We start from the raw sequence: 14,015 nt of genomic DNA on the forward strand, positions 1-14,015 counted from the left end.
AATTCTCCCAGCACGAGAGCACACCGGGGGAGCATCACCGGCACCCCGCTCACGGTCGGCTGTCCTCCCTGGCCCAGGCGCCGACGCCGAGCCGTCCCGTGGTACCCAGGTCGATCTCCGGGACGACCATCACCGGGGCCGCGTCAGGGGTAGCCCGGACCCGCACGTACGGGGCGTTCACCGGCCGGCCCGCCTCCACGGTGTTGCGCCACACCAGCGTGGAACGGGCGCCCTCTCCGGGGCGCAGCACGATCTCCTGCGGCGGGTCGTCCGCGCCGGTGCCGCCGGCGATCCCGGCGCCGCCGGACAGGAAGCGCACCCCGTCGACCGGCCGGTGCTCCACGTCGAGCAGTTGCAGTGTCGGGTAGCCGTTGACGGACACCGCGGACGTCCCGCAGTTGCGCAGGTGCAGGCCGACCGCGCGCAGGCCCATCGCGGCGTCGCCGTCATCCGCGTACAGCCGCAGGCCCGAGGCCGGGCAGGGGCCGCCCGGCCGCGAGGCCTCGGCGCTGGGCACACTGCGGACCTGGACGATCTTCACCAGCGGTCCGGCGCCCGGCCGCGCCTGCCCGTGCCCGTCCAGCTCGATCCGCCCCCTCGCGGTGGCCCCCGGAGCGAGCGAGGAGACGACCTGCGTCACGTTGTCCAGCGCACCCCCGGCCGCCGAGAGCCGGCTGAACACCGCTGTGACATCAGAGGTCTCGTCCTCCGGATTGGTGACCTCGTACTCGGCGCAGGCCGAACTGGCGGCCGTGATCCGCACCCCGCCCTGTGCGAGTCCGGGCGACGCCTGCGCATCGCGGGACGACGACGGCGACGGCGCCCCGCACGGCCCGGCACTGCCGGAGGCCGCCGGAATCCCCGTCGCCCCGTCTGCGCAGCCCACGAGCAGGGCCGCGCAGGCCGCGACCACCACAACCCCGGCAGCCGGCCGGCGGGCCGTCAGGTGATTCCCGGCGTTCTCGAACTGATGCATCAGCCGATGCGATCACGAACCACCCGGAACGCCTATGAGCTGCGCCACTGCCCGCGCAACAGGACCGCAACGATCCGCCCGGCACCCGCCGAACCGAGGCAGGTCGGAGCTGCGGGCGCCCCTGCGCGCCGGCCGGCACCGTAGCCATCGGTGACCGGACCCCGCTGTCCGATGGTCCGAACCGGTCGCCTTCCGGTGCGGGGCGTGGTCTGCCGCGCGCGGTGGGGGATGTTCCGCGCCGGAGGCGACCAACAGAAAGGATTCTTCATGGTGGAGCACGTGTTCGCGCGCGTGGTGCGGACGGTGACCGTCTCGGCCCTCGCCCTGGCGACGAGCGTCGGTGCGAGTGGTACGGCCGGCGCCGCCTCGCCGGAGGACCACCCCGTCGAGGTGAGCATCGGAGCCTCCGGTCTGCAAGCACCGGACACCGCGAAGGGCGGCCTGGTCAGTTTCCGGGTCAAGACGGACGACCCGAACGGCCGGCAGCTACAGCTGCTGCGTCCGCACGGGGGAGTGACCATCGACCAGGTCATCCGGGACCTCGCCGACGCGGTCAGCCCGTCGCCGGCCACCGCGAGCGCCGGGATCCGGGCGGTGAACGGTGAGGCGGACCTGCTGGGCGGGGCGCTGGTCACCTCGCAGGTGCACGAGCAGTTCACCGAGGAGGTCAGCCCCGGGCCGGTCTACCTGATGGACCTCACCGCGTTCCGGGCGGACCCGGCCCACCCGGTCTCCAGGCTGCTGAACCTGGTGGGCACGAACGGTCAGAACGACAACCAGGTCCGCTTCGACGACGGCATCGTGATCGAGAAGGACACGGCCGAGGGCCCGCGTTTCCAGACCGAGGACGTCGACCACGCGCACCTGGCCTACCTGGTGCACGACGGGTCCGAGCAGATCCACGAGATGCAGCTGCGGCCGATCGGTGCGGACACCACCGACGAGCAGATCGGGGAGTACCTGAGGGACGTCGCGCTGGGCGGCCTGCCGGCCCGGTCCCCGTTCACCGGGCCGGCCACCGGCCTCGGCGCCATGTCCGGCGACCGCACCGCCTCCGTGCAGGCCCACGGCCTGCAGCCCGGACGGTACGTCCTGCTCTGCATGATTCCCGACGAGCGGACGGGCGTCCCGAACGCCGGCCTGGGCATGCGCAAGATCGTCACCCTGAAGTGACCGGCAGGGCCCTGGCACGCCGGCGGCAGCGGGCTGCCAGGGCCGACCGCCCCGGTCGGCGCGTCTTCACGATGGCGGGCCGGGTCAGGCGCCGAGCACGTCGTCGGCGCTGCGGGGTTCCGTGCGCGGCTGCTGGTTGAGCTTGTGGCGCGCGATGGAGGACCGCCGGTAGACCTCCTTGCGGGCCCGCATGATGTTGCCCAGGGGCGCGTGCTCGGCGGTGACCCGCCAGGGCGTGAAGGACAGCGAGTCCATCCTCTCCAGGTTCTCGGGGCCGGAGATGTCCTGCTGCGGCAGCCGCAGCTTGGCCACGGTGACGGACGGCGAGAGCTGCTCGGGCCACTCCACGGTGGTGTCCTCCACCGGCATGCGCTCCAGGTCGGTGCAGAGCTGGACCTGGATGTCGAAGGCGTAGGGGCGCTCCTGGAGCTCGGCTTGCAGGGCCGGCCGGAAGACCTCCTCCCCCGAGGCCGGGTCGATGGCGCGCCGGACCACCGCCGCGGCGAAGGCCGGGTCGGGGGTGATGCGCACCTTGGCGATGTAGTCCCCGTGCCGGACCGCGCCCATCGTCCAGTAGCTGGACAGCAGCAGGTTCGCCGGAGGCGTCTTCGACAGGCGGAGGAAGGCCAGGAACTCGTCCCAGGCCCAGTCGTCCTGGTCCAGCGTCCCTTTTCCGGTCACGAACTCGGTGAAGAACCGATGTGCGCCGGGTCGGCCCTGGGAGAAGTACGCCGGCGCGTTCAGGAACAGTTCCTGGATGAACAGGTAGTGCTCGACCGTGTTGCAGAAGAAGACCGGTCCGTTGATGTTGGCGTAGTCGAACGTGCCCGTGTCCGGTTCGTCCTCCAGCAGGGTCGGGCCGGGGATGTCGAACATCTTCAGCGCCAGTCCGGTGGCGGCGCCCAGACGCGCGTCGGCTCCGGCGTGGGGCGAGCCGTTGGAGAAGCGGATCAGCGCGTCGTGGGTTCCCGCAGTCGCGTAGATTCCCTGGGCGTACTCGGGGGGCAGCCCGTCCAGGATCTCCACTTCCCCTCGGACCAGCCCGTAGCCCTTGGCGTGGGCGTCGCGCAGGGCCCGTCCGGTGCCACCGGCCTCGACCGACTCGGCGATGTAGCTCTCGGTCTTCTCGATCACGGTCTGCACGTCGCGGTCGAAGTGGGGGTCGTCGTCTTCGACGTCGGGCGTGTAGCGGACGAACTGTGCTGTCATGACTCCGACCTCTCCTCGGAGAGTGCGACCGGACCTCAGGGGGTGGGAATCGCCCTCAGCCCTCCAGCTCGGCGAGCCAGCGCAGGGCGCGCAGACCCGGCAGGAAGCAGTACTCGCCGCCGCGGGTGACCACGAAGCTGGGCAGGTTCTGCAGGCGGCGCCGGACCGGCTTCTCGGGGATGGTGACGCTGCCGGTTCCGCCGTGATGCCCGGCCACCGGGTCCTTCTCGCCGGGGTAGCCGATGAAGTTGCCGTCGTTGACCCACTCGGCCTTGATGAACTCGAACTGCCGTTCCAGATGGGCCCCCATGAACACTCCGACCAGGCCGCGGTCGGCGCCGTCGTCCTCCAGCACGCCCTCGGGCAGCGGCGGGCCGTAGGTCGTGCCGCGCCGGATGAGCCGGTGCATCCGTGCGTCGCCGATGATGGTGGAATCACGGGGGTTGGTGCGCCGGATGTGCGCACCGGCCGGGCACCGGAAGCCGCGGTCGTCGTTCTCCCGGTACAGGAAGTCGTTGACGCGGCGCGGATCGGCCGCCAGCTCCGGATCATCGCGCTCCGGCGCCAGCGTCAGCGGCGCCCCGCTCGGCCAGCGCCCGACCATCTTCGCCGCCAGCAGTGCCTCCTCCTCGGCGCTGGAGCTGTTCGCGCGCAGGTACCGGCGCCAGGCCGCCACGTTGGTGTGGATCTTGCGCACGGCCACGTAGGTCCCGTTGCGTCCCAGGACGTCAGGGCTCGGCATGGGCGGCAGGCTGCCGGTTTCGTCGGCGTAGCCGAGGATGAACTCGCCGGCCTTGATCGGGACTTCCTGCGGGTTGGAGCCGGGCAGCCCGACGCCCTCGATGTTCGGATGGCTGATGCCGTCACGGAAGCCGAAGGTGGTACGCCCGGTCGGGAGCTGGTGGACCTCCTGCTGCCAGATCACCTGGACACCGGGTGTGTCCTCGTAGGCGACACGGGCCCGCGCCAGCTCCCTCTCCAACTGCGCCGCGTCGGAGGAGAGGGCGCTCAACGCGATGTGGACCTCACCGGTTCCGAACGGTGCCTCCCAGTGGGCCGGTGCACTCTCGCCCGCGTCGCCGATCAGCCCGGCCCGAGCGGCCATGCCCTCGCGGAACGCCCGCGGAAAGCTGTCCAGCGACTCCCGGGGCACCCCCAGGGCCCTCAGCCCCTGGTAGGTGAACGCCACGGTCACCCAGGCATCCCGGCTCGGGTCCACGCTGGGCAGACCGCCCGAGGTCAACGGGAGCAGCCGGCGCAGCAGGGCGCGCCCGACGTGGCGGTCATCCACGCGCAGGAAGACGAACCTTCCCTCGTAGGGCACGGGCCGTGGACGCAGGGCCCCGCTCTGGACGTCGTCGATCTCGACGCGCCCGCCCGCCGCGCTGCCGCTGTCCGCTGTGTTCATGGTCGCTCGTGCCTCTCCACACCTGTCTCCGTATCTGTCTCTGCATCTGTCGCTGCCCGGACAGCCCGGCAACGGCGGACTCGCACCGGCCGAGCCGGTCCACCGAAGGCGGGTGGGCTCCGACGGTCGGCCGTGCCCGAGTGCTATGCCGAGGCTTCCTCCAGTAGCTTCTGGAAGGCCGGCGTGGCCACCAACTCCGCGTTGGCCGGGTTGTCCAGCGCCGCCCGGAACTGGGGGGTGTCCAGCACCTCCTGGAACGCGTCGTCCACGCGGTGGTCCTTGTAGATCTGCTGAACGGTGAGGTCGGGATAGGCGCTGACGAAGACCCCCGCGGGCTCCTGGTGGGCGACGAACCAGTCCTTCGCCCCGGGATCGGTGACGCCGGGGAACCCTTCGCTGTGCGAGAAGATCCTGTCGAAGCGGGACCCGACCACCGTCTGGGCGAAGTCGTCGATGTAGGTGTCCCAGGAGCCGTCGAAAACGCTGGCGAACATGAACCGGGTGTCGTTGTCGAAGATCACGTGCCGTGCGTCGTGCAAGGTGCCGATCTGGCGTACTGCCGCATGGACCTTCTCGTCGTCCGCCGAGTCGGCGAGCGTGGCCAGGTCCTCACGCAGCGCATCCGCATGGCCGGGCTTGATCCTGGTGAAGACGGTGAACTCGCTGCAGACCCCATCCGACCTGCCCGGGCGTTCGGGGTGAGCCGATGGCGTTGCGCCTGTCGTCGCGGTCATCATGGACCTCCGTGGATACCCCCGGCTTCAGCCGGGGGAGGAATTGGACTGCCCGCGTAGCGGGTCAGGTGGCTGCGTTTCGCCCCCGGGGCGGACCGCAGTGCTGTGACGTGCGGGATTCGAGCTTCACAGATTGCCCCGCTAGGTTGTGAGTCATGACCACGACTCACGTGAAGCGGGCGTTCAAGTACCGCTTCTATCCGACGGATGCGCAGGCGGCTGAGCTGTCGCGCACCTTCGGGTGTGTGCGGAAGGTCTACAACATGGCGTTGCAGGCCCGTTCGGAGGCGTGGACGCTGCGTCAGGAGCGGGTCAACTACGACGCCACGTCGGCGATGCTGACGGGGTGGAAGAAGACCGGGGAACTGTCCTACCTGTCCGAGGTGTCGTCGGTTCCGTTGCAGCAGGCGCTGCGGCACTTGCAGGGGGCGTTCACCAACTTCTGGCAGAAGCGGGCGAAGTACCCGACGTTCAAGTCCCGGAAGAAGTCCCGCAGGTCCGCCGAGTACACGTCCTCCGCGTTCCGGTTCCGGGACGGCCGGCTGACGCTGGCGAAGATGGACCAGCCGCTGGACATCGTGTAGTCCAGGCCGTTGCCGCAGGGCGCTGCGCCGTCCACGGTGACCGTGTCGCAGGACAGCGCGGGGCGCTGGTTCGTTTCCCTGCTGTGCGAGGACCGCCCGTCGATGCCCGCGCCCGTGAACCCGGCCGTGGGCATCGACGCCGGTATCACCAGCTTGGTGACGCTGTCCACCGGGGAGAAGATCGCCAACCCCCGGTACGAGCGCGAGGACCGGGAACGCCTGGCCAGGGCCCAGCGGGAGCTGTCCCGCAAGGTCAAGGGCAGCGCCAACCGGGAGAAGGCCCGGCTCAAGGTCGCCCGTGTGCACGCGCGCATCGCCGACCGCCGCAGGGACTTCCTGCACAAGCTCACCACTCGACTCGTCCGCGAGAACCAAACGGTCGTGATCGAGGATCTGACGGTCCGGAACATGCTCAAGAGCCGGACGCTCGCCCGTGCCATCAGTGACGCGGGCTGGACCGAGATGCGGTCCATGCTGGAGTACAAGGCCCGATGGTACGGCCGGGGCCTGGTGACCATCGACCGGTGGTTCCCCAGCTCGAAACTGTGCTCGGCCTGCGGCGCGACCGCCGCGAAGATGCCACTGAACGTCCGCGAGTGGGCATGCGCCTGCGGCGCACAGCACGACCGGGACGTGAACGCGGCACGCAACATCCTGGCCGCCGGACTGGCGGTTACAGCCTGTGGAGACGGTGTAAGACCTCAACGGAGAACTCCGGGCGGGCAGTCGTCGGTGAAGCAGGAAACATCCCGACCGCAGCGCTCACGCGCAGCGGCTCAGCCGCGAGGCTGAGGGGAATCCCCCGGCTTCAGCCGGGGGAGGAAGTCAACGTGACGTCCTCCTGCCATGGTCGGTGCGAGGGTCGCCAACCGCCCGAACATGAGGCGCCATCGCCCTCACCTCTTCATCCTGACCCGAGCGCGACGGGGGCACCACCGGGCAACGAGCAGGCCGAGGCCCTCAGAGCTCCGAGAAGCTCACGAGGACAGCTTCGTCAGAGCGCAGGATCATGGAACTGGGCCTGCCGGGTTCGTCGTCACGCGCTCTGGCTCCCGTCTGGAGGCAATCATGGGCAAAGTTCTCGGTGACGTCCTGGGTCTCGCAGCCGGCGTCGCGATCAGCCCACTGCCGATCATCGCCATCATCCTCATCCTCGCCACGCCTCGGGGACGCCTCAACGGAGTCCTCTTCGCCGTCGGCTGGATCCTGGGGCTCTCGGCGTTGGGCGCGGTGATGCTGGCGGTCGCTTCCCCCGCAGGCGCGTCTGCCCACGATCACCCGGCCACCTGGGTGGGAGTCCTCAAGCTCGTTCTGGGCCTGCTCCTCGTCCTCTTCGGCGCCCGGCAGTGGCACCGGCGCCCGAAGGATCCGTCGCAGGCCCAGCTGCCGAAGTGGATGAGCGCGATCGACCGCCTCACGCCGGTCAAGGTCCTCGCACTCGGACTGGCCCTGTCCGCGCTCAACGCCAAGAACGCCCCGCTGACCATCGCCGCGGGCGCCGCGATCGGCTCGGCCGGACTGCCGGTAGGGCAGCAGATCGCCTCACTGGCGGTCTTCGTCGTGATCGCCACCCTCGGCCTGTTGGCCCCGCTGGGAGTCTTCGTGCTCGGGGGAGAGCGAGCCCAGACCACGCTCGGTAACTGGAAGGACTGGGCAGCCCAGCACAACGTCGCCGTGATGGCGGTCCTGTTCTTCGTCCTCGGGTTGAAACTGTTCGGAGACGGGATCTCCGTCCTCACCTCCTGACAGGCCGCTCCGTGAATCCCTATTCCTGGCGCGGAAGTCCGTGACCATGGAGGCGTCAGGTCGCGCCGATCGACAGGGCGCGGCACTGCCTAGTTCTCGCGCCGGGTCTCGCGCCGGGTCTCGCGCTGGAGGTCGGCCACGTGGTGGAGGGCGGTCTTGAAGGCGGCGTACTCCTGTGCGCCCAGCGCCTTCGCGTGGCGCTCCTCGATCGAGCGCATGATGGCGGCGGCCGCCTCCATCTGGAGCAGGCCGCGTTCGGTGGGGTGGATCAGTTTGGCGCGACGGTCCGCGGGGTCGGGTCTGCGTTCGACGTAACCCAGGCGTTCGAGGTCGTCGACGAGGGTCCCGATGACCTGCTTGTGCTGTCCGGAGGCGCGGGCGAGTTCGCTGGCGCGGATGCCGTCGGTACGCAGGTAGGCGAGCACGGCGCCGGCGCGGGGCTGGATGTCGTCGAAGCCCTGCTCGGCGAGCACGGTGAACAGCTCGCGCTGGACGGAGAAGAGCACCCGGGCGGCGAGCACGCCGAGGTCCGGTTCCGCCGCCTGGTGTCCGCTCAACGCCTCTCCCGCTTCCGCCGTCTCTGGGCCCGCCCCGCGCTCCGCCCTGTGACCAGCAACTTTAGTCGCCCGCCCGGTGGGCTCGGGCGACACCCCAGGCGTTCCGGTGCCCCGCCCTGACCAGTGCTTGCGCCCCGGGGGACAGGGGTATAGCGTCAAAGTAGTCACTAATCTTGACTATCAATATCAGTGACTACTAGTGGCCAATGGAGCCGTGGCTCAACCCGAAGGAGCGCACGATGAGCGAGCACAGCAAGTTCCTGGAGCCGGTAACCCGGGAGAACGCCGCCGCGGTCCTGGTCGACCACCAGGTGGGCCTGCTGTCCGGCGTCCGGGACATCCCGCTCGGCGAGCTGAAGCACAACGTGGTCGCGCTGGCGCGCGCGGCGACCGTGCTCGGCATCCCGCTGGTCGTCACCACCACCGCGGCCGACAGCATGTGGGGGCCGACCACTCCGGAACTGGTCCAGGCCCTGCCGGCCGGACAGCGGATCATCGACCGCAGCACGGTCAACGCCTGGCACGACGGCCGGGTCCGCGAGGCCATCGAGGCCACCGGGCGGCAGAAACTGATCTTCGCCGGAGTGTCCCTGGAGGTGTGCGCGGCGCTGCCCGCGATCGCCGCGACGGCCGCCGGGCACCACGCGTACGTCGCCGTGGACGCCTCCGGCACCTTCAGCCAGGCCAAGCGCGAGGCGGGACTGCTGCGCATGCAGCAGGCGGGCGTCACCGTCTCCGACTACGCCACCCTCATGGTCGAGGCCCTAGCCGACAACGCCGCCCCCGAGGCCGGCGACCTCTACGCCGCCCTCGACATGCCTTTCGCCGTCCTGGTCGGCCAGATCTCGGCGGCCGCCCGCCCCGCGTAACGGCCGGCGCACTCACCTGACCCGGCCGTCACCGACCCACCCCACGGGGGGATGCGCCTCGCCCGTGGCCCGTGGCCCGTGGCCTGTCGGTGCCAGCTGGCATGCTGCCGGACGGAAGAGGACGGCAACGGGTGGCAAGGGCTGTGTGCGATGGGTTTTGAGGGCGGGGTCTGGCGTCTGGTGCGCCGGGAAGAGCCGTTCGAGGACGCGGACGGGCCGGGCGGAGGGGAGGCGGGCAGCGCCGGACCGTCCGCGGGAAGTGACGTCGACCTCGGCCTCGACCTGCCGGTGATGACCTGGGAGCGGTTCTGGCAGTTGATCGAGGTCCTCGGGGGTGGGGCCGTTATCGAGACGTGCGAGCACCTCGAAACCGCCTGCGCCCGTCTGACCGAAGTTCTCGCACGCGAACCGCTGGGCCGGATCATCGGCTTCGGTGAGCGTCTCGCCGAGGCGCTCCACCGCCTGGACCAGGAGCAGTTCGGGACGCTGCCGATCACCGGGGCGGTGTTGCCCGACGGCTCGCCGTTCCCTCAGTCGAGCGATCACTTCCTGTACGCGCGAGCTGCGGTCGTGGCTGCGGGCCGCGACGTGTACGAGAGCGTGTTCCACGATCCCGAACGGTTCGCTCCGTTCACCGCGCGACAGTGCGAACCGCTGCTCTACGTGCACGAGGAGGCGTTCGAGCTTGTGACCGGGACGGAGTGGGACCGCCTCACTCGCTACGACTACGAGTCCTGCTCGAACGCGGACGGCTGGCCCGAGCTCCGCGGCTGAGCACCAACCGTCGCAGAGCACCGTTCACCGTAGAGCCGGTCTCCGGTCGCGGGCCGGTCCGCGTGGCGGCCGCACAGTGTTCAGCGGGATCGAGGAGCAGGCCCGGGCCCCGCTCGGCGGGCGAGCGGGGCCCGGTCCCATGGCGGCCGCCGGTCCGGCAGGCAGGCAGACAGACAGGCAGACAGCTCAGGCTTCGATGTTCTCCAGGTCCGCGAGCAGGCCCGGGTGCGTCGGCTTCCAGCGGAGGGCGGTGCGGGTGTGAGCGCTGGAAGCAGGCTGGTCGGCCGCGAAGATCGGGCCGAGGGGACCGAAACTGTCCTGCGGCACCGGCTCGACGGGAAGGTCGAGCCGCCGTCCGATGACCGCGGCGATGTCGCGTACCGCGTCGCCTTCGTCGGCGACGGCGTGCCACGCGCTTCCGGCCGGGGCCTTCTCCAGGGCGAGCCGGAACAGGACGGCGGCGTCGAGCGCGTGGACGGCGGGCCAGCGCTGCGCGCCGTCTCCGGGGTAGCCGGCGACGCCGGTGCCGCGGGCGATGTCGGTGAGCAGCCCGGCGAACCCGCCCTGGCCCCGGTTGTGGACCGTGCGCGGCAGTCGTACCGCCGAGCTGCGTACGCCTCGTGAGGCGAGTGCGAGTGTGCGGTTCACCGACAGGCTGCGTCCGCTGACAGGTCCGTCCAGCGGCAGCGGGTCTTCCTCGGTCGAGGCGCGTCCCACCACGAGGGGCGTGCCGGACGCGGTGACGAGCGGCCTGTTCGTGCCGACGAGGGTGTCGCCGAGGGCCGCGAGTGCGGCGCTCTCCTCGGCGATCCCTCGCGCGAGTGCGTCGGGCGAGCTGAAGTCGTTGCTGAAGGCGAGGTGGATGACGCCGTCCGCCTGTTCCGCGCCGGTCCGCAGCACGTCGAGGTCGGCGAGCCCGCCACGGAGCACGTCGGCGCCGGCGGCTTTCGCGGTGGCCGCGGAGGCGTCGGATCGGGCGAGGGCGGTGACCAGGTGGCCTGCGGTGAGCAGTTCGGCGACGACGGCGGAGCCGATCAGGCCTGTGCCGCCGGTGATGAAGACGCGCATGGTGAGCTCCGAGGAGTGATGCGACTGTTGTCCCATCACTGTACGACGCGATGCGACACTTGTCCCGTCATCTAGACTGGCACTATGCCGCGATGGAAACCCGATGCCCGACAACGCCTGGTCGTGGCTGCGCTCGGCCTGTTCGCCGAGCAGGGCTACGACGAGACGACCGTCGCTCAGATCACCGAGCGGGCAGGGCTCACGCGGAGCACCTTCTTCCGCCACTTCACCGACAAGCGCGAGATCCTCACCATGGGACAGACGGCGCTCAGCCGCCTGCTGGCCGAGGGCATCGACGGCGCCCCTGCGGACGCGACGCCGATGACGGCCGTCGCGGCCGGACTCGAACGCGCATCGGGCGAGATGACGTCGTTCAACCGCGAGCTCAGCCCGCTGCTGCACGCGGCGATCGAGGCGAACGCGGAGTTGCAGGCGCGCAACGTGCTGAAGAGCATCGGCATGGCCACGGCTATGGTCGACGCGCTGAAGCGACGGAACGTCGCGGAACCCACGGCGCAGGTGGCCGCCGAACTCGGCGTCCTCGCGTTCAGGCTCGGCTACGCCCGGTGGGCCGACCCCAGCCGCGACGAGGACCCCGGCGAGCTGGAGCCCCACACGCGAGCCGCGTTCGACCAACTCCGCGCGGCAGCCGCTGAGCTCCGCTGAGCTCCGCTGAGCTCCGCATCAGCCGCCACGAGGAGTCCTGCCGCCGGTTGCCGCCGCGTAGAGTGGACACAGAGAGTGCTGGATCACGGCTTCCCTTCTCGGAGGGTTATCGGTGAGACGCACGGATGCCTCCGGTGAGGCGGTGCCGGTCCGGCCGTTCCTGGACTTGGTCGACGGCGGCGCGAGTCGCGCCCGGCCGATCTGATCTGCGCGTCGGCGCCTCGTCTCGGGAGAGGCGATCCTGCTCGCGGCGGTTGCGGCGCGCGGGAGGAGACCTTCGCCATGAAACCGACCGCCGAGCGGCTGCGGACCTCCGTCCGCAGTGCCGCTCAGACCTCCACGCATCCGCCGCCGGTGTCCGCCGCCGACGTCGGCCTGCTGGTACTCCGGCTCGCTGGCCTGCTGCTGGCCGGCCACGGTGTCCAGAAACTCTTCGGACTGTTCGGCGGCGCCGGCCTGAGCGCGACCGGCAAGGGCTTCGAGGCCCTGGGCTACCGGCCCGGTGTGCTCTTCGCCGCGCTGGGCGGCGCCTCGGAGCTGGGCGGCGGCCTGGGCCTCGCCCTCGGGCTGTTCACCCCGCTGGCCGCCGCCGCCGTGATCGGGGTGATGATCAACGCGATGTCCGTCAGCTCGGGCGGCGGCCTGTGGGCCGACAAGGGCGGCATGGAGTACCCGCTGTGCCTGGCACTGATCGCGATCGCGGTCTCCGCCATCGGACCCGGACGCCTGGCGCTGGACCGTTCGTTCCGGTGGGGCCAGGGCGGGTGGTGGAGTGCGGCCGTCGCCCTGGGGATGGGCGGCATCGGCGCGGCCATCGTGCTGTCCCTGCAAGGGGTGACCCTCTAGCGCCACCAGCAACCAGGCGCACCCCTCACCCGGGACGTGCTCGGCATCGACCTGGACGGCGACCTGGTCGGCACCGTCGAAGCAGGGTGTGGCCGCCGGGCGGCAGGACCGCGTCCAACTCGCTGAGCCCGGCACGCGGGCGCGCTCATCCGGCGTGGTCGTAGTCCGGCAGGATCACGCCGTTGTGGGCGGCGCGTCCCTCGGCGCCCGCCGGGTTGGTGGGGTTGCGCAGGGTCGCGTTGCGGGTGTCGAGCAGGTCCTGGGTGCCGGGGACGAGGGCGGTGCCGCCGGAGGCGGCCAGCGCCTGGTTCCACTCCACGAAGGGGCGTGCCTTGCGCTCGTAGGCCGCGAAGGCGGCCGCGTGGTCGGTGTGGCCGGCCAGTTCTCCGGCCAGGAGGTAGGCGCCGACGAGCGAGACGCTGGAGCCCTGGCCGGACAGGAACGAGGTCGCGTGGGCCGCGTCACCGGCGAGGGCGACGCGGCCGCGGGACCAGGTGGGCATGTGGATCTGGCTGACGACGTCGAAGAACAGGTCGTCGGCCTCGCGCATCGCGTTCACCAGGGCCGGGATGTGCCAGCCGCGCTCGGGGAAGGCGGCGGCGACGAGTTCGCGCTGCGCCTGCGGGTCCCGGAAGGCGTCGACGGGGGCGTCCTCCCGCTTGAGGACGAGGAACCCGTGTACGCGCTCGGCGGGCTCGTGGGCGTAGAGGACGGCCGCCCGGCCTGGCGTGTTCCAGATGATCCCTTCGTGGGCGAGGCCCAGGTCGTTCGCGAGGGTGAAACCGGCGAAGACGTGGCCGAGGTAGCGGTGGAACGCGTCCTCGGGGCCGAAGACCAGCCTGCGGGTGTTGGAGTGCAGCCCGTCCGTACCGATCACCAGGTCGAAGGTGCGGTGGGCGCCGCTGTCGAAGGTGACGTCGACGCGGTCCGCCCGGTCGTCCAGGGTGGCGATGGAGTCGCCGAAGAGGAATTCGACCCGGTGGCGGAGCGGAGCGTAGAGGGCGCTCGCCAGGTCGCCGCGCCGTACTTCCAGGTCCAGGCCTGCGGCGCCTCCGTTGACGGTTTCGGGGGCGACGGAGCCGATGGGGGCCCCGTCGGCGTCCACGAACGAGAGCTTGCGCGTGTCCACGTGGGCCTCGCGCAGTTGCGGGAGCAGCCCCATGCGGTCGACGACCTCGCGGGCGGCGCCGCGGATGTCGATGGCGTACCCGCCGCCCCGTACGGCTGACGCCCGCTCGACGACGGTGACGTCGAAGCCGTAGCGGTCGAGCCAGTAGGCGAGGGCCGGGCCGGCGATGCTCGCGCCCGAGATGAGGACCTTGCGGTTCGCGGAGTGGTTGTTCACGGTGTGCTCTCCTCCTGGCGGTCGCATCCTGGCGGCCACGCCGAAGATGCGTACCTTAGG

Annotated in this window: 13 protein-coding genes and 1 pseudogene; 7 read left to right on the forward strand and 7 right to left on the reverse strand. The window is 70.9% G+C overall.

Annotated features, from left to right (window positions below):
- Positions 1-49 precede the first annotated feature (49 nt).
- Complete coding sequence (locus tag ACIO9K_RS17550) at positions 50-976, reverse strand: DUF4232 domain-containing protein (protein WP_400330717.1); 927 nt, start codon at positions 974-976, stop codon at positions 50-52.
- A 267-nt stretch (positions 977-1,243) separates the two neighbouring features.
- Between ACIO9K_RS17550 and ACIO9K_RS17555 the strand changes: the two genes are divergently transcribed.
- Entirely contained in the window at positions 1,244-2,149 is a 906-nt protein-coding gene (locus ACIO9K_RS17555) for a hypothetical protein (protein ID WP_363586646.1), read from the forward strand.
- Positions 2,150-2,233: 84 nt separating this feature from the next.
- Here the strand turns inward: ACIO9K_RS17555 and ACIO9K_RS17560 are convergent, their stop codons facing one another.
- From ACIO9K_RS17560 to ACIO9K_RS17570, 3 genes are all read right to left on the reverse strand, one after another.
- Positions 2,234-3,358 (reverse strand): catalase family protein, encoded by a 1,125-nt coding sequence (locus ACIO9K_RS17560; RefSeq protein ID WP_400330720.1) that lies wholly within the window; start codon positions 3,356-3,358, stop codon positions 2,234-2,236.
- Between the two features lie 55 nt (positions 3,359-3,413).
- A complete protein-coding gene (locus ACIO9K_RS17565) occupies positions 3,414-4,766 on the reverse strand; it encodes a Dyp-type peroxidase (protein WP_400330723.1) in 1,353 nt (450 codons plus the stop codon).
- A gap of 143 nt (positions 4,767-4,909) precedes the next feature.
- Entirely contained in the window at positions 4,910-5,500 is a 591-nt protein-coding gene (locus ACIO9K_RS17570) for a hypothetical protein (RefSeq protein WP_400330726.1), read from the reverse strand.
- Positions 5,501-5,655: 155 nt separating this feature from the next.
- Here ACIO9K_RS17570 and ACIO9K_RS17575 point away from each other — a divergent pair.
- Both ACIO9K_RS17575 and ACIO9K_RS17580 read left to right on the forward strand, forming a co-directional pair.
- Positions 5,656-6,876, forward strand: a pseudogene (locus ACIO9K_RS17575) (RNA-guided endonuclease InsQ/TnpB family protein).
- A 276-nt stretch (positions 6,877-7,152) separates the two neighbouring features.
- Positions 7,153-7,830, forward strand: coding sequence for a GAP family protein (locus tag ACIO9K_RS17580; protein ID WP_363620737.1), 678 nt, complete (start codon positions 7,153-7,155; stop codon positions 7,828-7,830).
- Positions 7,831-7,919: 89 nt separating this feature from the next.
- Here the strand turns inward: ACIO9K_RS17580 and ACIO9K_RS17585 are convergent, their stop codons facing one another.
- Positions 7,920-8,387, reverse strand: coding sequence for a MarR family winged helix-turn-helix transcriptional regulator (locus ACIO9K_RS17585; protein ID WP_400330729.1), 468 nt, complete (start codon positions 8,385-8,387; stop codon positions 7,920-7,922).
- A gap of 239 nt (positions 8,388-8,626) precedes the next feature.
- Between ACIO9K_RS17585 and ACIO9K_RS17590 the strand changes: the two genes are divergently transcribed.
- Both ACIO9K_RS17590 and ACIO9K_RS17595 read left to right on the forward strand, forming a co-directional pair.
- On the forward strand, positions 8,627-9,256 hold the full coding sequence (locus tag ACIO9K_RS17590) for an isochorismatase family protein (protein ID WP_400330732.1): 630 nt from the start codon (positions 8,627-8,629) through the stop codon (positions 9,254-9,256).
- 150 nt (positions 9,257-9,406) lie between these two features.
- Positions 9,407-10,030, forward strand: coding sequence for a DUF4240 domain-containing protein (locus tag ACIO9K_RS17595; RefSeq protein ID WP_400330735.1), 624 nt, complete (start codon positions 9,407-9,409; stop codon positions 10,028-10,030).
- Between the two features lie 186 nt (positions 10,031-10,216).
- Here ACIO9K_RS17595 and ACIO9K_RS17600 read toward each other — a convergent pair whose 3' ends face one another.
- Positions 10,217-11,098 (reverse strand): SDR family oxidoreductase, encoded by an 882-nt coding sequence (locus ACIO9K_RS17600; RefSeq protein ID WP_363620730.1) that lies wholly within the window; start codon positions 11,096-11,098, stop codon positions 10,217-10,219.
- Positions 11,099-11,182: 84 nt separating this feature from the next.
- Between ACIO9K_RS17600 and ACIO9K_RS17605 the strand changes: the two genes are divergently transcribed.
- Complete coding sequence (locus ACIO9K_RS17605; RefSeq protein ID WP_400330738.1) at positions 11,183-11,764, forward strand: TetR/AcrR family transcriptional regulator; 582 nt, start codon at positions 11,183-11,185, stop codon at positions 11,762-11,764.
- Between the two features lie 282 nt (positions 11,765-12,046).
- Positions 12,047-12,610: a DoxX family protein gene (locus tag ACIO9K_RS17610; RefSeq protein ID WP_400330741.1), complete on the forward strand. Its 564-nt coding sequence runs from the start codon at positions 12,047-12,049 to the stop codon at positions 12,608-12,610.
- A 145-nt stretch (positions 12,611-12,755) separates the two neighbouring features.
- On the opposite strand, the gene ACIO9K_RS17615 is transcribed toward ACIO9K_RS17610, so the two are convergent.
- Positions 12,756-13,982, reverse strand: coding sequence for an FAD-dependent monooxygenase (locus tag ACIO9K_RS17615; protein WP_400331075.1), 1,227 nt, complete (start codon positions 13,980-13,982; stop codon positions 12,756-12,758).
- Positions 13,983-14,015 lie beyond the last annotated feature (33 nt).

The organism is Kitasatospora sp. NPDC087271 (assembly GCF_044744605.1).
GTDB lineage: Bacteria > Actinomycetota > Actinomycetes > Streptomycetales > Streptomycetaceae > Kitasatospora.